This is a genomic window from Streptomyces monomycini (assembly GCF_022271435.1).
GTDB classification, from domain to species: Bacteria; Actinomycetota; Actinomycetes; order Streptomycetales; family Streptomycetaceae; genus Streptomyces; species Streptomyces monomycini.
Genome location: NZ_JAFIQY010000008.1, coordinates 182,551 through 200,851, shown reverse-complemented (window position 1 = coordinate 200,851; position 18,301 = coordinate 182,551). Strand labels below are relative to the sequence as shown.

At 73.6% G+C, this 18,301-nt stretch carries 14 protein-coding genes; 5 read left to right on the top strand and 9 right to left on the bottom strand.

What is annotated here, in order from left to right; genetic code table 11:
• Positions 1-6 precede the first annotated feature (6 nt).
• From JXZ78_RS13195 to JXZ78_RS13180, 4 genes are all read right to left on the bottom strand, one after another.
• On the bottom strand, positions 7-2,937 hold the full coding sequence (locus tag JXZ78_RS13195) for an ATP-binding protein (protein ID WP_030018144.1): 2,931 nt from the start codon (positions 2,935-2,937) through the stop codon (positions 7-9).
• A 263-nt stretch (positions 2,938-3,200) separates the two neighbouring features.
• Entirely contained in the window at positions 3,201-4,577 is a 1,377-nt protein-coding gene (locus JXZ78_RS13190) for a protoporphyrinogen/coproporphyrinogen oxidase (protein ID WP_030018145.1), read from the bottom strand.
• A gap of 160 nt (positions 4,578-4,737) precedes the next feature.
• Entirely contained in the window at positions 4,738-5,922 is a 1,185-nt protein-coding gene (locus JXZ78_RS13185; RefSeq protein WP_030018146.1) for a terpene synthase family protein, read from the bottom strand.
• 14 nt (positions 5,923-5,936) lie between these two features.
• Positions 5,937-7,514, bottom strand: a complete 1,578-nt coding sequence (locus JXZ78_RS13180; protein ID WP_030018147.1) for a cytochrome P450 — start codon at positions 7,512-7,514, stop codon at positions 5,937-5,939.
• Between the two features lie 562 nt (positions 7,515-8,076).
• Here JXZ78_RS13180 and JXZ78_RS13175 point away from each other — a divergent pair.
• From JXZ78_RS13175 to JXZ78_RS13160, 4 genes are all read left to right on the top strand, one after another.
• Positions 8,077-8,307 (top strand): hypothetical protein, encoded by a 231-nt coding sequence (locus JXZ78_RS13175; RefSeq protein ID WP_030018148.1) that lies wholly within the window; start codon positions 8,077-8,079, stop codon positions 8,305-8,307.
• Between the two features lie 65 nt (positions 8,308-8,372).
• Positions 8,373-9,167, top strand: coding sequence for a DUF2637 domain-containing protein (locus tag JXZ78_RS13170; protein WP_030018149.1), 795 nt, complete (start codon positions 8,373-8,375; stop codon positions 9,165-9,167).
• Between the two features lie 289 nt (positions 9,168-9,456).
• Positions 9,457-10,146, top strand: a complete 690-nt coding sequence (locus JXZ78_RS13165; protein ID WP_030018150.1) for a hypothetical protein — start codon at positions 9,457-9,459, stop codon at positions 10,144-10,146.
• A gap of 255 nt (positions 10,147-10,401) precedes the next feature.
• A complete protein-coding gene (locus JXZ78_RS13160; protein WP_050502083.1) occupies positions 10,402-11,616 on the top strand; it encodes an RICIN domain-containing protein in 1,215 nt (404 codons plus the stop codon).
• Positions 11,617-11,703: 87 nt separating this feature from the next.
• Here the strand turns inward: JXZ78_RS13160 and JXZ78_RS13155 are convergent, their stop codons facing one another.
• The 5 genes from JXZ78_RS13155 to JXZ78_RS13135 all read right to left on the bottom strand — a co-directional run bounded on the left by JXZ78_RS13155 (position 11,704) and on the right by JXZ78_RS13135 (position 16,299).
• Positions 11,704-11,928, bottom strand: a complete 225-nt coding sequence (locus tag JXZ78_RS13155; RefSeq protein ID WP_033037148.1) for a DUF397 domain-containing protein — start codon at positions 11,926-11,928, stop codon at positions 11,704-11,706.
• Positions 11,929-12,013: 85 nt separating this feature from the next.
• A complete protein-coding gene (locus JXZ78_RS13150) occupies positions 12,014-13,180 on the bottom strand; it encodes a thiolase family protein (RefSeq protein WP_030018153.1) in 1,167 nt (388 codons plus the stop codon).
• A gap of 56 nt (positions 13,181-13,236) precedes the next feature.
• Positions 13,237-14,313: a thiolase family protein gene (locus JXZ78_RS13145; RefSeq protein WP_030018154.1), complete on the bottom strand. Its 1,077-nt coding sequence runs from the start codon at positions 14,311-14,313 to the stop codon at positions 13,237-13,239.
• Complete coding sequence (locus JXZ78_RS13140) at positions 14,313-15,290, bottom strand: OB-fold nucleic acid binding domain-containing protein (RefSeq protein WP_050502084.1); 978 nt, start codon at positions 15,288-15,290, stop codon at positions 14,313-14,315. Before JXZ78_RS13140 ends, JXZ78_RS13145 begins: the two co-directional genes overlap by 1 nt.
• A 208-nt stretch (positions 15,291-15,498) precedes the next feature.
• The gene (locus JXZ78_RS13135; RefSeq protein WP_030018156.1) at positions 15,499-16,299 is read right to left on the bottom strand and encodes a crotonase/enoyl-CoA hydratase family protein; all 801 of its coding nucleotides are present in this window, start codon (positions 16,297-16,299) and stop codon (positions 15,499-15,501) included.
• A 212-nt stretch (positions 16,300-16,511) separates the two neighbouring features.
• Between JXZ78_RS13135 and JXZ78_RS13130 the strand changes: the two genes are divergently transcribed.
• Positions 16,512-18,146 carry an acyl-CoA synthetase gene (locus JXZ78_RS13130; RefSeq protein WP_030018157.1) on the top strand — a complete coding sequence of 545 codons (1,635 nt, stop codon included), beginning with the start codon at positions 16,512-16,514 and terminating at the stop codon, positions 18,144-18,146.
• The last annotated feature ends 155 nt before the right edge of the window (positions 18,147-18,301 follow it).

Below are 18,301 nucleotides of genomic sequence, written 5' to 3'. Positions count from 1 at the left end.
CCGGCGTCAACGCAGCGGCGGCTCGGCCGGCGCGACGCCCGGGGCGGCCGTCTCCAGCAGCCGCGGCAGGCCCGCGTAGTCCGTGCCCATCTTGCGGCAGACACTGGACAGCAGACGGGTGACGACCGTCTCCGGGACGGCCAGCTCCTCGGCGATGCGGCTGGTGGGCCAGTCCTGCGCGAGGCGTTCGGCGGCCGCCCGCTCCTGGGCGGTGAGGGTCTCGGTGCCGGTGCTGTGCAGCTGGAGCGGGCGCAGGCCGGCCGCGGACAGCTCGTCGCGGGCGCGTTCCGCCAGGCCGTCGGCTCCGCAGTGGACCGCGCCCTCCAGCCCGCGGTAGAGGCGCTCGGCCGCGTCCTGGGGCAGGCCGGCCCGGCGCAGCGCCGCTCCGTGGTCGACCAGGGCTTCGGCCAGCGCGTAGCCGGCGGGTGAGTGCTCCAGTTCGCGTACGGCCTCGGCGAGCAGTTTGAGGGCCCGGCCGCCGCCGATCACGGTGGCGGCACAGTGCAGGGCCTCGCCGACGGCCGTCGCGGTGCCGAACCTGCGGGCCCGGCGTACGCCTTCCTCGGCCAGCTCGACGGCGCGCGGGCTGTCGGTGAGCGTCGTGGCGCGGGCGAGGTGCAGCTGCCAGGGGCACCAGGCGGGGTTGCGCATGCCGCGGGCCTCCAGCCGCCTGCCGACCGCCTTGAGGTGGTGTTCGGCGTGCCGGTGCAGGCCGCGGGCCAGCAGCAGTTCGCTGTAGACGGTGCGGGAGTCGGGGTAGACGACGGCGTTGGGCACGATGTCGCCGTAGCTGAAGTGGTCGGCGATCTCCTGGGCGTCGTCGACGCGGCCGCGGGCGAGCAGGATCTCGATGAGGATGCCGATGGCGTACCACCGGGCCGGTACCGCGCCGCCGACCCGCTCGGCGATCCGCAGCCCTTCGCGTACCAGGGTCTCGGCCTCGGTCAGCGCGCCGCGGCGGTAGCGGATGTAGCCGAGCAGGGCGTGGCCGAAGGCCAGGTGGGCGCCGCGCCAGCCCTTGCGCTCGCACTCGGCCATGCCGCGGGTGAACAGTTCCTCGGCGCGGCCTGGCTGGTCGCAGTACATGAACACCATGGCGACGGCGACCGGCACCTCGAACCCGCGGTTGTCCTCGGTCCAGCTGAGTCCGCCGACCAGGGCCGCCTCGGCGTAGCGCAGGGCGGTGGTGGCGGGCTCGCCGTGCACCACGCAGTCCCAGGCGCGCAGGCCGAGGATGTAGCGCTCGGCGAGGCCGTCGCCGGTGAGGTGGTCGGCGAGCCGGGCCAGCCTGCGGGAGCGGGCCGCGGAGTCCGGTTCGTCGGCGCGGAAGGCGCTCCAGACGAAGTTCTCGGCCTGCATCCGCAGCCGGGTGCCGGGGAGGCTGGTGCGGCGGGCCTCGTCGGCGGCGAGCGCCGCGGCCTCGGCGACCTTGTCGGTGTGGGCGAGTGCCTGGGCGAGCCGGTAGGTGACGGCTTCGCGCAGTTCGGGGGCGACATCCGGTTCTTCCAAGGCCTCGCGCAGGTAGTTGACGGTGACCTCGGGGGCGGAGAGGAAGGTGACGACGCCCAGTTCGAACAGGACGGCGGCGCGGTTCTCGGGCGAGGGCGGCTCGCGCAGGGCGCGGGCCAGGAAACGGCGGGCGGCGTCGGGCGCGCCGGCCCGTACGTACTCCCGCGCGGCCTGGCGCAGCCGGTGGACCACCCAGTCGTCGCCCTGGCAGGGCACCTCCAGCAGGTGCCGTGCGGCGACCGTCGGTCCCAGCCCGGCCTCCACCACCGCTTCGGCGGCCACGTTGTGCATGCCGACGCGCAGGGAGGCCGGGATCGCCCGGTGGACGGCGGTGGCGATCAGCGGGTGGGCGAACTGCAGGATGCCGTCGGGCGCCTCGGCCTGGGCCAGGATGCGTGCCTCGCGCAGCTGGGTGACGGCCTCGGCCGCGGACCCGGTGCCGAGCGCGGCGACACCGGCGGTGATGTCGGGCGTGGCCGAGGTGCCCAGGACGGCGACCGCCCAGGCGAGCCGGACGGCGGCGCCGCCGAGCTTGTCCATCCGGTCGATCAGGCCCTTGCCCTTGACGGCGGAGGCGATCTCGCGCAGGGCGGGCAGGTCGTCCCGGCCGCCCTGGAGGCCGCGCTCGCGGAGTCCGGCGGCGAGTTCCACGGCTTCGAAGGGGTTGCCGTCGGTGACCGCCCAGCATTCGGTGCAGAACTTGTCCTCGGCCGCCGCGCCGATCGCCTCGCGGACGATGCTGGTGACCGCGTCGCAGGTGAACGGGGTGAGGGTGAAGGGGCGGGTGGCGTGGCGTTCGGCGAGCTTGCGGAAGGGGGCGGCGTCGCGCGGCAGTTCTTCGGGGCGGTAGGCGACCACCACGAGCATCGGGAGGTCCTCGGCCCGGGGCGCGAACGCGGTGAGCCAGCTCAGGGACTCCTGGTCGGCCCAGTGCGCGTCGTCCAGGACCAGCACGGTGGGCGCCTGCTGCACGGCGAGGCGGGTCACCAGCCAGTCCAGGCCGTCGCGTACACCGGTCGGGTCGGGCACGCTGCCGCCCGCGTCGGCCACCAGACCGAGGGCCGGGGCGACGATGTCGTACCAGGTGCCCAGGACGGTGCGGGAGGCGGCCTCGTCGTATGCGGCCAGGACGGGCTGCACGAGCTGGCGTACGACGTGGAAGGCCATGCCGTGCTCCTGCTCGCCGCCGCGCGCGGAGAGCACGGTGCAGCCGTGCGCGGCGGCACGGGCGCGGACCTCGGCGAGCAGCGCGGTCTTGCCCATGCCGGCGGGTGCGGCGAAGGAGAGCAGTCCGCCGCGCCGGGTGGTGACGGAGCCCCCACCAGGGCCGCAGAGCCGGTCCAAGGCCGCCTCCAGCGCTTCGAGTTCGGCGTTCCGTTCGAGCAGGACACGCCGTGCGTTGCGCACCTGCTCCCATCCGTTGGCCATGACTGAATCCGTTCGCCGCGTGGGTGCTCCCGCCCGCCGCGAGTGCGGGCCCGTCCGGCCGCACTCTGCCTGCGATAGCGCAGAGCGTACGCCCATACGGACCCGCGGTAACCAGGATGAGTGACATGCTGCACGACGGGGGCCGGGCCGTGCTATAAGCACACGCGTTTACCCGTTCCGGCCCGCCCGGGGCACCCGTAAGCAGCCACTCTTACGGGTGAATCGGCGGTGCTCCGGAGGCAGTTGGCAGACCGGGACGCGGGTCAGTGGCGTCCCGACGTGAGCGCCCCCTCGGTACGCAGCCGGGCCACGAGGTTCCGGGCGGCCCGCTCACCGGAGGCCACGCTGCTGTTGGTGGTGGAGTGGCCCAGGATGTCGCCGCCGGCCGGCTGGACCCGGCCGCGCGGGTCGAATCCGGCCGCGAAGCGGGCGATGGCGCGGTAGTCCCCCGGCCGCCGGCCGATCAGGCACGGCGCGACGCGCCAGATGTGCGTCATGGTGGTGTGGCGCTCCAGTTCGGGCAGGATGCCCATCCGCCGGACGCCCGCCAGGACGTGGTCCACCACCTTGTCGTCCCCCAGGTCCCAGTTGCGGTCCGACCACGCGCCGCGCAGATGGGTCATGACCAGCCCCGCCCCTTCCGGTACGCGCTGCGGGGAGAGGTTGTGTTCCAGCACGAAGGCGCAGAGGTCCGGGTGTTCGACGCGGGACGCCTGCACCAGCATGGCCCGTTCCGCCGTCGGGCGGTCCAGCCCGAAGGCGACGTGGATGCTGCGGGCGTACGGGGCGTCGTCCAGGAACTCTCGCTGGTCGGGCGTGAGTTGGCCGTACAGCGGTGGTATCTGCGGCGGTGGTACGGCCAGGACGCAGGCGGCGGCGGTCTCCAGGTGCTCCGCCTCGCCCGGCCGGTGCCAGGTGACCGCCACCTCCTCGCCGCGGTCCTCGACCGAGGTGACCTGGGCGTGGTACTCGACGGTGAGCTGCCGGGCCAGCCCCTTGGGCAGGAAGCCGACGCCTTCCTTGGAGGTGAAGAAGCCGCCGCCGCACAGGATGACGTCGATGAAGACGAACGGCATCGCGGCCGAGACCTCTTCCGGCTCGCCCAGGCACAGCCCGGAGACGAGCGGGTCGAGCAGGTACTCCAGGGTCTCGGGCCGCAGGCCGCGGCGGGTGGCGTACTGATGGACGGACTCGAAGTCGGCCGCGGCCATCGGGGACATGTCGTGCGGTGTCAGCAACGGGCGTACGCGGCGGTAGTCGCGCAGCAGCTTGGCGATGTCGCCGAGGGGGAAGCTGGTCAGCAGTCCGCCAGTGGCGAGCTGCCGGCGGGAGCCGAGGCGGACGCGGTCCACCCGGCCGCCGCGGACCAGGCCGAACAGGTCGCTCCCGGGGACGACCTCGCCGGCCAGGCCGGCCGCGGCGACGAGGCGGATCAGTTCGCGGTAGCTGTGGATGAGGATGGTCGCCGCCCGGTTGACGGCGAATCCCGAGACGTTGACGGTGGCCATCCGGCCGCCGGCCAGCTCCGGACCGGCGCTCTCCAGGACGACGGTCTCGCAGCCGGCCTGCTGGAGCCGGAAGGCCGCGGACAGGCCGGCGATCCCGCCGCCGACCACGAGGACACGGGGCTTTGCACGCACAACGGTTCACCCTTCCTGCCGGTGCCCGGCCGCGCCCGCCGGGGGGGGCGCCGGTCCGGGTACCGGGACGTTGCGACAGGGCCTGAGGGTCCGAAGGGGCCGCCGGGAACGGGCCGGCCCCGTGGACCGCGGAGCCGGGGGACAGCGCTGTCCCCCGGGCTCACATCGCGGGACTCAGCTGGTCCCACCACCACGCGATCGGGCGCAGCGGCAGCGGTTCGAGACTCCCATCACTGGGCGAGTCCGCCCAGACACCGAACGCGGGCGCCGGATCGGGGGCGGCCCCCGGGTCGGACCGGTAGCGCGGGGTCACGGCGCTGTAGTCCAGGTTGCCCCGGATGAAGTGGTCCAGTTGGCCGAGGTAGCAGCGCACCTCGGGAGTGGCCCGTACGGCGGTCTGGTCCCGCAGGGTGACGTACAGGCACATCAGGCGGTCGTGCAGCGCGGCCGCCTGGATCATGGCTTCCTGGGGCGGCACGCGCAGCGCGTGTTCCAGGATGCCGACGAGGTTGGACTCCAGGGACTGCTCCTTGACCTCGCGGTGGTAGGAGTGGACGTCGTTGGCGAAGGTCACCAGCGCCGAGGCGATCTGGGTCAGGGCTCGTATTCGGGGTGTCTCGGCCGCCTCGCTGGGCAGCGAGGTGCCCTCCGCCATCTCGATGACGGCGATGGACGCCTTGGTGCCGCGGTCCCGTGGGCCGATGACGAGGTACTCCTCCAGGCTCGGTACGGAGCCCGAGGCCCGCTGGCCCATGCCGACGCACGCGGCGAGAAACCATTCGGCAACGCCGTCGACCCAGCGCCGTACGACCGTGCCGGTGGCGTGCCGCCGGTAGCGGTGCGAGACCTCGCCGAAGGCCGCGGTGTAGGGGTCGGGCGTCGGGCCGTCGGTGGTCTCGGGGTGGTCGGCTCCGTGGATGACCTGGACGGCCATCGGGAGGAAACGTTCCGGGTTCCGGCTGAAGAGCCCGCCGTCCAGATAGACGTCGTCCAGCAGCAGGCCCAGGCAGGACCAGTCGGCCCCGATCTGCAGCGGGTCGGTGGCGCCGTCGGGCGCGATCCGGCACGCCCACTCGGCGGTGCGGTTGGCCAGTACCTGTGCGTGGTGGAAGTCGTCGTCGCAGAACCCGAACCGCGCCATCCAGTCCACCACCCGCGCCTCGATGCCGGCGGTCTCGTGATGCGGCGCCGCCGGGATGGGGCAGAAGAGCTGGGGGACGACGACGGCGGCGTGCGGCGCCGTCGCGTCCGGGTCGTGCTCCGGACCGGTCCCCGGTAACGGGACCGCGGCCGGACGGGCGGCGGGAATCTCGTGTTCCGGGGCGCCGTAGCCTGTTGCCTGCATGGTTCTCTCCATGTTCACGGTGCTTGAGACGGCACTGCCTGCGCTGCGCCGCCGTCCGGCCTGCCGCGGGGCTCGCAGACCATGGGCAGCGGGCCCGGGCTCAGCACGGCCGCCGGGACCGGTCGTACGGTCCTGGCGGTCGGCGGGCGCAGGCGCCAGCGTGCGGCGATGGCGGCAAGGGCGAGCACGGCTTCGGTCATCGCGAAGTGGTCGCCGATGCACTTGCGGTTGCCGGCGGCGAACGGGAGCATCGCACCGCTCGGGATGCTCCCCGCGCGTTCCGGCAACCATCGGTCGGGGTCGAACCGTTGGGGGTCGGGGAAGGCCACCGGGTCCTGGTGCAGCACGTACGCGCTGTACAGGACGGTGCTTCCCGGTGCCAGCCGGTGACCGGCCAGCGTGGTCTCGGTGGTGGTGACGCGGGTCAGGGCCCAGCCGGGCGGATACATGCGCAGGGCTTCGGTGACCACGCGGCGGGCGTGGGTGAGCCGGGGCAGGTCCGCGGGGGCCGGCGGGCGGCCGGCGAGCACGGTGTCGACTTCGGCGTGCAGCCGGCGTTCCTCCTCGGGGTGGGCCGCCAGGAGGTGGAAAGTCCAGGCGAGGGCCAGCGCGGTGGTCTCGATCCCGGCCACCAGGAAGGTCATCAGCTGGTCGTGGGCCTCTTGGTCGGTGAGGGGTTCCTTCTGGTCGGTGAGCGGTTCCTTGTCGTGGGGTGCCTCCCGGGTGGTGGGCGGAGGGGTGGGGCGGCCGGGCGTCGAGCCGGCGGGGCACGTGTCCGGTGCGGAAGTGCCGTACGGGGACGGGTCGTTGCCGGTGGCGTTGCCGCCGTCGTCCGTGGCTTCGAGAAGTGTGGCCAGCAGGTCGTCGTGCTCGGCGGGACGGGCGCGGCGCTCGGCGATGATCTGATCGATGAGGTGGTGCAGCCGGGCCAGGGCCCGGTCGAAGCGGCGGTTGCCGGGGGTCGGGAGCTTGTAGAGCGGGCCGAGCGGGACGACCGCGCGCAGCAGCACGCCGCGCATGGCGGTGGCCAGGCATGCCCGTACCTCGGCGGCGAGGCCCGGGTCGAGGGAGGTGGACATCAGCACGCCGGTGGTCACCCGGGCGGAGAGGTCCATCATCGCGTCGGTGACGTCCAGTTCCCGGCCCGGCCGCCACTCCTCGACGGCCGCGCTGATCTCGGCGCTCATCACCGCGGCGTAGTCGGCGATCCGGGAGGGGCGGAAGCAGGGCTGGGCCAGCCGGCGCTGCCGGCGGTGCACGCGCTGCGGGCAGGTGACCAGGCCGTTGCCGAGCACCATGCGCATCGTGTCGTACAGCGGCCCGCCTTTGTCGTACGTGCGGGGGTCCATGAGGATCTGCTGCACCAGGGCCGGGTCGCAGGCCAGCCAGACGCGCTGCGGGCCGAGGCGGATCGCGACCAGGTCGCCGTGGGCGGGCATCGCGGCGAGGAATTCGAGCGGGCGCCGCCACAGGCGGAGCGCGTGCCCGAGCAGCGGGACGCCGCCGGGCGCGGTCGAGACGACCCAGGTGCCGGGTGCGGCGGCCGCGGGGCCGTGCGGTGCGCGGACGCCCGCCTCTCCACGTATTCCCATCGGGGACCACCTCGTTGATTGATCGGCCGGTGTCCCGGGCGGCCGTCGAGCGGGCCCGGGAGCGGAAGGACAGGTAGATGTGACGCACCATTACCTACCCGGGGCGCACCGCCGGTCCCCTGGACATACTTTCTGCGGGGGGCGCGTCGGAGTGGGGGTCAGCTCACCGGAGCGGCATACGCTGAAACGGTACGGCGCGCGCCGGAGCCGCTCCGACGTCGGCAGAAACCTTTTACTTCCGAGGTGGGCGCTCTCGGGCGCACAACCGTTCGTGCGGGCGCCGTGGCACGCCGGGGCCGTCCGCCCGAACGCGCCCTTCCACGCTGTGGTGACGCGCGACGGGGGTGAGTGGTATAGGGGCACGCGCCGGCCGCCGGCGGCCGGCCCCCGCGCGGCCCTCCGGCGGCGGACCGACGGCGCACCGAAAGCGAATCATCCACCTTTCCGATCACCTCCTCTTCGTACCCTCCACGTCTGCTTGAGTTCACTTGGGCCGCTCCGGGCCGGATACCCGTCCCTTTGTGTCGGCCCTCTTCGTTCCGCATGTATGCCTGACACTCCTGTGGATCAGCCGGCCCGACGTCTCGGCCGGCGTTTCTTCAAGCCCGTTGGCATCTCCGACTCCCCCGCAACCGACCGGCCGCCGGCCGAAGCGGAATGCGAGCGGGAATACTTCCGGCCGGAACTCTCCGCCGATCTGCTGGACCGCCTCGGCGCGGAACTCGACCGGATCAAGGCGATGTGGTCGCAACCCGCCGAAGCCGAGTGCGGCGCCGGGCCCCGGCGGTGCTGAGGGCGGCCAGCGCCGCCTGACAGCCCGGGCCTCGACGCCGCCGCCCAGCCCGCAGGGAAGTTGCCGTGTACGATCCCCCCACCCTCCACCTGCTGATGCCGTCCACCGCCGACGGGTACCGGATCCCCGCCCAAGTCACCTCCGAGCCCGATCTGACGGCCGCCTTCGGCCTCGCCGACGGTCCCCTCTTCCGTGACCAGCCGGCCCACGAGAGCCTGGCCGACGCCTACGACGCCTACGGCGCGGAGCCGATGGTCGTCCCCGACGACCTCGACGCCGAGCTGGCGCAGCTGCTGGACACCGCCGAACAGCCGCCGGTCACCGCCGGTCTGCCGGTGTCCGAGCGGCACAGCCACCGCAAGCCGTCCTTCCTGCGCGCCGCCCGCGCCGGCCGGGAGGGCGACACCCGGTCGTGGCGGCGCACCCTGAGCCTGGTCACCGTCACCCTGACGTCCGTGATCGTGATGGCGGTCGCCCTGCTCGCCGCGGTGGCGTCCTACCCGCCGCTGCGGGCCCTGGCCGGCGAGGCCACGTCACCGCGCATCGCCCAGCTGTGGCCGCTGCTGGTCTACGGGCCGTGGATGGCCGCCATCCTGTCCATCCTGCGGGCCCGCACCCACCGGCGACGCACCGCGCACTCGTGGTGCGTCGTGATCTTCTTCGCGGCCGTGGCCACGGTGCTGTGCATCGCCAAGGCCCCCACCACCCCGGCGGGGATCACCGTGGCGGGGCTCCCGCCGGTGACCGTGCTGCTCTGCTTCCACCAGCTGATCCGTCAGCTCGACCCCGACACCCCGGCGGCGGCCACCCGGCACGCGTACTCCAACCGCGGCGCCCACCGGCACCGTTCCGGCCGCTGAGACCCGGCAGCCGTCCGCGTCCCGGCGCCCTCCGTGCGGAGGGCGCCGGGACGCGGACGGTCATTGTTTTTCGGTTTTTGTTTTTCCGGTCATTTCTTCTTTTGTGGTGCGGCCGCGTGCGGGTGCCCCGGAACCACTCCGCGCCCACGCCCCCCATGCGCCCGGCTGTACGGAGGAAACTCCGCAGCAGAAACGTTGTTTGAGCCGGCCGAGCGTATCCGGCAATTCCGTTATTCGTTGGTTGAGGCGTGAAGCCGTGCGTCAGTGCCCGACGAAGGAGTGTGCAGCGATGGCAGTGAGTTGGGCGAAGAGAATCGCTGTCACCGAACCCGCCCCGAAGCCCGTCCGCTACGCCCGCTATCTGGCCCCGCACTGGCAGGGGCTGCTCCGGGTGGACAGTGAGAACGGCATCGGCATCGTGCCGGCCGTCGCGTTCTTCGGCGTGCTCGCCTCGGTCCTCTTCGGCGCGGGGGGCGCGGGGGTGGCGCTGCTGGTCGACATGGCCGTGGACCGCGGCCACATGGCGCGCGCCTGGGTGACGTTCGACCTCCTGGTGGTCGTGACGCTGTCCCTCTCGTACTGGCTCGTCGGCCGGTACGGTCTGCGGTTCTACGACATCGACCCGGCCACCAACGACCTGTGGCGGCTGATCACCGTCGCCAACACGGCCTGGCGGTCGCTGCCCCGGGCGCACCGTACGGCCCAGAAGCCGCGGCTGCGTGCCGTGAACACCGCCGCCCGCATCCTGCTGGCCGATCCGGGGGACACCCGTACGCACCAGATGCTGCACGCGCACGCGGACGTGCTGCGGCACCTGGCCACCACGGTCCTCGCGGACACTCAGCAGGCCCAGCCGCCGGAGCCGCCCACCGCGTACGCGTCCCGCGCGGCCGACCCGGCTCCGCGCGCCGAGCCCGCCCCGGCCCCCGCCGTCGCGAACTCGCTGGAGCGGGCGCGTTCCATCCCCAACCAGCACTGATCCGCGGCCCGTCGCCGGATCGCGCGGGCCCCGGTCCGCTTTCCTGCGTGCTGTTCCGGTCGTTGCTGGTGTGCCCGCCGGAGCGGCGGAGCGCGCCCGCCGGGAATCGGGCCTTGTGGGCGGTGCGTACCCGGGCGGGGGCCGGGACCTGACCTTGGCCGGGTCTGGTGGCCGTACCGTCGCGTCCCGGGAAGCGGGCTCCTAGGGTGGGACGCCGGAACCGGAACTCTTTCCGTCCGCTCCCAGGAGGTTCCCGTGAGCGTCAGCGCCAAGGGCACGTACCTGATCAAGAACGTGAGCAGCGGCCTGTATCTGACCGTCAAGGGCCACACCAAACAGTCCCCCGCGGACATCGTCCAGGAGCGGCTGTACGACTGGCCGCAGCGGGCCGCCCAGGCATGGCGGCTGGAGTCCGCGCCGGGCGGCGAGCGCACCTTCCGGATGCAGAACCAGCACAGCGGCGGCTACCTCCAGGTCCGCAGGTGCGGCAAGGACAAGGGCACGCCCCTGGTCCAGGAGCATCTGGAGGAGAACACCCCGGCGTACCGCAGCCAGTCGTGGCAGCTGGTCGAGGAGGACCCGTACCGGGTCGCCAACCTGCACAGCGGCCTGTGGATGAACGTGCGCGACAACGCGGCCGCGGTGGGCGCGGTCGTCGACCAGTCGACGGAGAACACCGGTGCCTACCGCACCGCCGAGCAGTGGACCTTCGAGCCGGTCGAGGCGCGCGGCGGCGACCCGGTCTTCGACGCGCTGTCCGGGCTGCTGGTGGAGCCGGGCGGCGGCATCATCTCCACCGTCACGCACGTCTTCAAGGCGTCGCTGGAGGCCGCCGGAGGCGTCTTCGGCACCGTCGCCAAGTACGTGCCGGGCGACACCACGCCGTTCGTACGGTTCGAGGGCTTCCGTGGTGACGAGGTCATCCGGTTCTCCTCGCGCAACCGTGTCGAGGAAGGGCCGCGGAAGATCAGTGCGCGCTTCCCGCACCTGCCCAAGGAGTTCCACGGCGGCTTCGACTTCGTCACCCGGGCCCCGCGGCGCAGCGGCCGGACCTACCTCGGGGTCAAGGGTGACCTGACGGTCGCCTTCTCCGACAAGGACAACGACGGCATCGACCGGACCGAGGAGTACTTCCCGTCCCGGGAGCTGGAGCCGTACGGCCGGGTCCTGGAGGCGACGCCCGCGCGGCCCGACGACTCGCAGTACCTGCTGTTCTGCGAGCAGCAGACGGTGCTGATCGACGGCCGGTTCCGCGCGCCGGACCTCCGCGAGGTGCAGCCGGTGCCGCTGGGCCAGCTGCCCAAGGGATGGACCGCCCCGGACGCGGTGGCCTCCGCCACCGTGGGCGACGAGGTGCACTTCTTCGCCACCAAGGGCACCGAGTACATCGTCTTCACCCTGCGCGATCTCGTCCAGGGGCCCGCGCCGGTCCTGCACGCCTATCCGTTCCTGCTGGGGCTGTGGGCGTAACGCGGCGGCCGCGCGCGGCCGGATGACCGGCGGCCGTCTCCGTCCGGTCATCCGGTCCGCCGGGCCCGGGGCGCGGGCCGCGGCGCGTCAGGTGAGGTCGAACTCGCCGTCCCGGGCGCCGAGGACGAACCCGCGCCACTCGGCCGGTGTGAAGACCAGCGCGGGTACGTCCGGAGTGCGCCGGTTGCGCATCGCGATCCAGCCTTCCACGAAGGCGACCTGCACATCCCCCATCCCCTGGCTGCTGGACTGCCAGGCGGCGCCGGTCAGGTCGGGCTGCGGCCCGGTCCCGTCCGCGAGCCGCTGTTCCATGATGCCCTCGGCCACGTCGCTGCTCCTCCCGGTTCGGCGTGGCGGTCAGCCTAGTCACCCCGCCCGGTGTCGGACAGGGTGCGCTTCAGGTGGCGGGCGGCTCGGCGCCCACCAACCACATCGAGAAGAACTGGGACCCGCCTCCGTAGGCGTGGCCCAGGGCCCGGCGCGCGCCGGGGACCTGGTGCTCCCCCGCCTGCCCGCGCACCTGGAGGGCCGCCTCGGCGAAACGGATCATGCCGGAGGCGCCGATGGGGTTGGCGGAGAGCACCCCTCCGGAGGGGTTGACGGGCAGGTCGCCGTCGAGCTCCGTCACTCCGGACTCGGTGAGCTTCCAGCCCTCGCCGGGCGCGGCGAAGCCCAGGTTCTCCAGCCACATCGGCTCGTACCAGCTGAAGGGGACGTACATCTCCACCACGTCGATCTCCCGGCGCGGGTCCGCGACCCCGGCCTGCCGGTACACGGCCGCGGCGCAGTCCTTGCCCGCCTGCGGGGAGACGAAGTCCTTGCCCGCGAAGAGGGTCGGTTCGCTGCGCATCGCCCCGCCGTGCATCCAGGCGGCGGGCCGGGGCGCCCGCCGCGCGCCCGCGCGGTCGGTCAGGACCATCGCGCAGGCGCCGTCGGAGGACGGGCAGGTCTCGGAGTAGCGGACCGGGTCCCAGAGCATCGGGGACGCCTGGACCTTCTCCAGGGTGATGTCGTGTTCGTGGAGGTGGGCGTACGGGTTCTTCAGCGCGTTGCGGCGGTCCTTGTACGCGACCAGGGAGCCGACCGTGGCAGGTGCGCCCGTACGCCGCATGTAGGCGCGGACGTGCGGCGCGAAGAAGCCGCCCGCGCCGGCCAGCAGCGGCTGCTGGAAGGGGACCGGGAGCGACAGGCCCCACATGGCGTTGGACTCGGACTGCTTCTCGAAGGCCAGGGTCAGGACGGTGCGGTGCACGCGGGCGGCGACGAGGTCGGCGGCGACCAGGGCGGTGGAGCCGCCGACCGAGCCGGCGGTGTGCACCCGCAGGATCGGTTTGCCGACCGCGCCGAGCGCGTCGGCCAGGTACAGCTCGGGCATCATGACGCCCTCGAAGAAGTCGGGGGCCTTGCCGATGACCACGGCGTCGATGTCCTGCCAGGACAGTTCGGCGTCGTCGAGGGCGCGCCGGGCCGCCTCGCGGACGAGCCCGGCCAGGGAGACGTCGCGGCGCGCGGCGACGTGCCGGGTCTGGCCGATGCCGACGACGGCGACGGGCTCCTTGGACACCGCGGCCCTGGACGCTCCGGGCCGGGGCGTTCCGCTCCCGGGTGCTCCACCCTCGCTCATCGCGGCTCCCCTTCCAGTACGGCGACCAGGTTCTGCTGAAGACAGGGCCCCGACGTGGCGTGCGCCAGCGCCCGCCGCGACGCGCCGCGCCGGACGGCCTGGGCGGCCTCGCCGATCCGGATCAGTCCGGTGGCCATCATGGGGTTGGCGGCGAGCGCGCCGCCGGACGGGTTGATCCGTACCCGGTCGTCCAGCCGCAGCGCCTTGCGGAGGACGACCTCCTGCGCGGTGAAGGGGGCGTGCAGTTCGGCGCTGTCCACCGGCTGTTCGAAGGCTCCGGCGCGCTCCGCGGCCAGCCGGGTGGACGGCGAGTCGGTGAGGTCCCGTACGCCGAGTGCGTGGGCCTCGACACGGTGGTCCATGCCGCGGATCCAGGCGGGCCGGTCGCACAGCCGCCGCGCGGTGTCGCCGGCCGCGAGGACGACGGCGGCGGCGCCGTCGGTGACGGGCGGGCAGTCGGCGGTGCGCAGGGGCCGGACGACGTACTCGCCGGGCGGCACCGGGCCGCTGTGCCGGGCGTGCGGGTTGGCGGCCGCGTCGGCGCGGGCGCGTGCCGCGATTCCGGCGAGCGCCGCCTCGTCCGTGTCGCCCGCGTCGATGAGGGCCTGGGCCTGGAGGGCAGCGAGGGAGACGGAGTCGGGCCACAGGGGCGCGAGGTAGTACGGGTCGAGCTGGCGGGTGAGCACGTCGCGGACCGCGCCGGACGAGGACTTGCCGTAGGCGTACACGAGCGCGGTCTCGGCGGTGCCGGTCAGCAGCTTGACCCACGCCTCGTACAGCGCCCAGGCGCCGTCCGTCTCGACGTGCGACTCGGCGATGGGCGGCCAGGCGCCGACGCTGTCCAGCGCCATCGTGAAGGAGAAGGCCCGCCCGGCCAGGTAGTCCGACGACCCCGAGCAGGTGAAGTCGATCTCCCCGGCCCGCAGCCCGGCCTGGCCCAGGGCGTCCTGGAGCACCGGCAGCAGGAGTTCCGCCTCGGAGACCTCGGCGGTGTCGCGGGCGTGGTCGCTCTGTGCGAAGGCGACGACCGCGACCTCGCGTCGCTCCGCGGCCGGGCCGGGTGTCGCGGACATCAGACCAGCTCCTTGTAGCTGTCGTAGTCGGCGTCGGGTTCGCCGGTGGGCCGGTAGTGGTCCGGGTAGCGGCCGTCGCCGCGCCACACCGGCTCCACCCGCAGGCCCATGCGTACCTCGTCATACGGAATGCCGCCGATGCGGGCGTGCAGGGCCAGGTCGGCGCCGTCCAGGGCGATGTGCGCGTAGACGTACGGCACGTCGATGTCGAGGTTCTTCGCCTTGATGTTCACGATGCAGAAGGTGGTGACGGTGCCCCTGGGGCCCACCTCGACCTGGTCCCGGGTGGCCACGCCGCAGGTGGGGCAGGCGCCGCGGGGCGGTACGTACACCTTGCGGCAGGACGGGCAGCGCTCCCCGACGGTCCGGTGCCCGGCGAGGGCGGCGAGGTAGCGGGACTGGGCGCGGCCGGGTGAGTAGGTGTAGTCGAGGCGGGCGGGGGCGGTGATGCCGGTGACGGGGTCGGTGAACTCGCCGTCGTGCGGTGTGGCGTCTCCCCTCCCGTCACCCTCGTACGGCTCGAAGCACGCGATGTCGGTGATGGCGCCGGTACGTTCCGCCGCCCAGCGCACCCGGACCCGCATCCCGGTGCGTACGGCGTCGGGGCCGGGCGCGTCCAGGGCGTGCAGGAGGGCCGTGTCGGCGCCGTCGAACCGGACGAGCACCCAGGCGAACGGCGTGTCCAGCGGCTGGTGGGGGCGCGGGGCCGGGTTCCAGGACCAGGTGGTGACGGTCCCCGTGGTGCCGACCTCGACGAGGTCGCGTATCTCCTCGGCGGTGGCCGGGTCGTACTCGACGGGGGGCACCAGCACCCGCCCGTCCCCGGTCCGGACGCCCAGCACGACGCGCTCGCGCAGCCCGGTGAGGAAGGCGCTCTGCACGGGCCCGAGGGACCGGGTGAAGGGGAACTCGACGACGAGCGGGGCCGACAGCACCTCCGGGGCGTCGGCGTCGGGGGTGCGGGAGGTCGGGGGCATACGGGCTCCTCGCTTCCGTACGGGGGGGCGGCGGGCGCGGCCGGGGGCACGGCGGCGGGTCGGGCACGGTCTGGCCCGGCGCGCCGGGTCGGGCGCGGCCAGGGCAGGCGCAGCCGGGTCGGGCACGGCCAGGGCAGGCGCAGCCGGGTCGGGCACGGCCAGGACAGGCGCAGCCGGGTCGGGCACGGCCAGGACAGACACGGCCGGGTCAGGCGCGCCGGAAGACGGGCGGGCGCTTCTCGGCGAAGGCCCGGGCGCCTTCCCTGGCGTCGGCCGTGTCGAAGACCGGCCAGCCACGGGCGAGTTCGGCCGCCAGGCCGTCCTCCTCGGTCATCGCGGCGGTCTCGTAGACGGACGCCTTGACCGCCTCGACGGCGAGCGGGCCGCAGTCGTTGATCAGCGCGGCGGTCTCCAGGGCCTTGCCGAGCGCGTCACCGTCCGGCACGACGTGGCCGATCAGCCCGATGCGCGCGGCCTCCTCCGCGCTGTAGGGGCGCCCGGTGAGCAGCATCTCCAGGGCGTGGGTGCGCGGGATCTGGCGGGCGAGGCGGACGGTGGAACCCCCGATGGGGAACAGGCCGCGCCGTACCTCGAAGAGCCCGAACGTGGCGCTCCGCCCGGCCACCCGGATGTCGGTGCCCTGGAGGATCTCCGTACCGCCGGCGACGCAGGGCCCTTCGACGGCGGCGATGACCGGCTTGCGCGGGCGGTGGTGGCGCAGCATCGCCTTCCAGTGCAGGTCGGGGTCGGCCTTCAGGCGCTCGCGGTACGGCTCGCCGTCCATGCCCCGGCCGGCCAGCGCTTTGAGGTCCATACCGGCGCAGAAGGCGCCGCCCGCGCCGGTGAGCACCACCGAGCGCACCGAGTCGTCCTCGTCGGCGGCGACCCAGCCGTCGTACAGGCCCACCAGCATCGGCAGCGACAGCGCGTTCTTCGCCTCCGGCCGGTCGAGGGTGAGCACCAGGGTCGCGCCTTCGCGCGTCACGGTCAGATGTTCGGTCCCGCCCATGCGTCCTCCTGTCCGGGCGGCCGCGGGCCGTGCCCGCCGCCGCCGAGAGCCGCCCGTCCGCCCCGGAACGTAGAACAGGTTGCAGGAGCCGGGGGCCGACTTCAAGAGTTTTCTGACAGACAGTCAGTTTCCGGCGCCGCGCCCCTTCCCCCGTACGGCGTGCGGCGCTCTAATGACCGCGAGCCGACGCCGCCGCCCGTTCTGGAGGAGACGTGGAATACAACCTCGCCGATCTGTTCGAGTCGGTGGTCGACACGGTTCCCGGACGTGAGGCGCTGGTGTTCCTCGACCACCCCGGCACCGGCGCGGCGCGCCGTCTCACGTACGCGGAGCTGGACCGCGCCGCCAACCGCCTCGCCCACCACCTGCGCGACCACGGCGTCACCCCCGGCGCGCACGTCGGCCTGCACCTCTACAACGGCGTCGAGTACCTCCAGACCCTCTACGCCTGCCTGAAGATCCGCGCCGTACCGGTCAACGTCAACTACCGCTATGTCGAGGACGAGCTGGCCTACCTCTACCGGGACGCCGACCTCGTCGCCCTGGTCTTCGACGCGGAGTTCACCGGACGGGTCGCGGCCGCCCTGCCGCACGCGGACCGGCTGCGCCACCTCGTACGGGTGGGCACACCGCCCGCCGGCGCCCCGGAGCCCGCCGTCGCGCCGGTGCCGTTCACGGACGCCGAGGCCTCCGGCTCGCCCGGCCGCGACTTCGCTCCGCGCTCCGGCGGCGACCGGCTCGTCATCTACACCGGCGGCACCACCGGCATGCCGAAGGGCGTGCTGTGGCGGCACGAGGACATCTTCTTCTCCGGCATGGGCGGCGGCGCGCCCACCGGTGAACCGGTACGGCACCCCGCGGAGCTGGCCGAACGCGTCGCCGCCGGCGGCGAGGGGCTGGTCTTCTTCCCCACTCCCCCGCTGATGCACGGCACCTCCACCCTCACCGCGTTCATCGCCTTCCACTTCGGCCAGAAGGTGGTCCTGCACCGCAAGTTCGTCCCGGAGGAGGTGCTGCGTACCGTCGAACGGGAGAAGGTCACGAGCATCTCGCTGGTCGGTGACGCGATGCTGCGCCCGCTCGCGGACGCGCTGGCCGGCCCGCTGAAGGGCACGGACTGCTCCTCGCTGTTCAGCGTCAGCAGCTCCGGGGCGGTCCTCTCGGAGACCGTACGGGAGCAGTTCGCCGCACTGGTGCCGGGCGCCCTGCTGCTCAACAACTTCGGCTCCTCCGAGTCCGGCTTCAACGGCACCGCCACCGAGGACTCGGGTCCCGGCCGGGGCTTCCGGTTGCGCGTCAACGCGCACACGGCAGTGGTCGACCCGGCCTCCCCCGCGCACGCCCGGGTGGCGGCGGGCGAGGTGGGGCGGCTCGCGCTGCGCGGACACGTACCGCTCGGCTACTACAACGACCCGCGCAAGACCGCCGAGACGTTCTTCGAGGCGGACGGCGAACGGTGGGTGCTGCTCGGCGACATGGCGACCATCGACGAGGCGGGCATCGTCACCGTCCTCGGCCGGGGCTCGCAGTGCATCAACTCCGGCGGCGAGAAGGTGTACCCGGAGGAGGTCGAGCAGGCGCTGAAGGCACATCCGGACGTCTACGACGCGCTGGTGGCCGGAGTTCCGGACGCGCGGTGGGGCAGCCGGGTGGCCGCGGTCGTGCAACTCCGCGACGGCGCCGCGCCGCTGGATCTGGCAGCGGTGCAGGACCATTGCCGGACGCGGCTGGCCGGTTACAAGATCCCGCGTTCGGTGGTCTGCACCGAACACATCCGGCGCTCCCCGAGCGGCAAGGCGGACTACCGGTGGGCGAAGGCGGTGGCTTCCGGAGCGGGCGCTTCCTAGGCGGAGCGCGGTCCGCGGGCGCTCCGGGGCCCGCGAGGTGCGGCCTCCCGCCGGCACCGGCGGGCGCGGTCCCGGCGGGACCCGCCCCGCCCCGGACGGACCGGGCTCCGGCCGCCGCCCCGACGGCGGCCGGAGCCCCTGACCGGCTGGTTCAG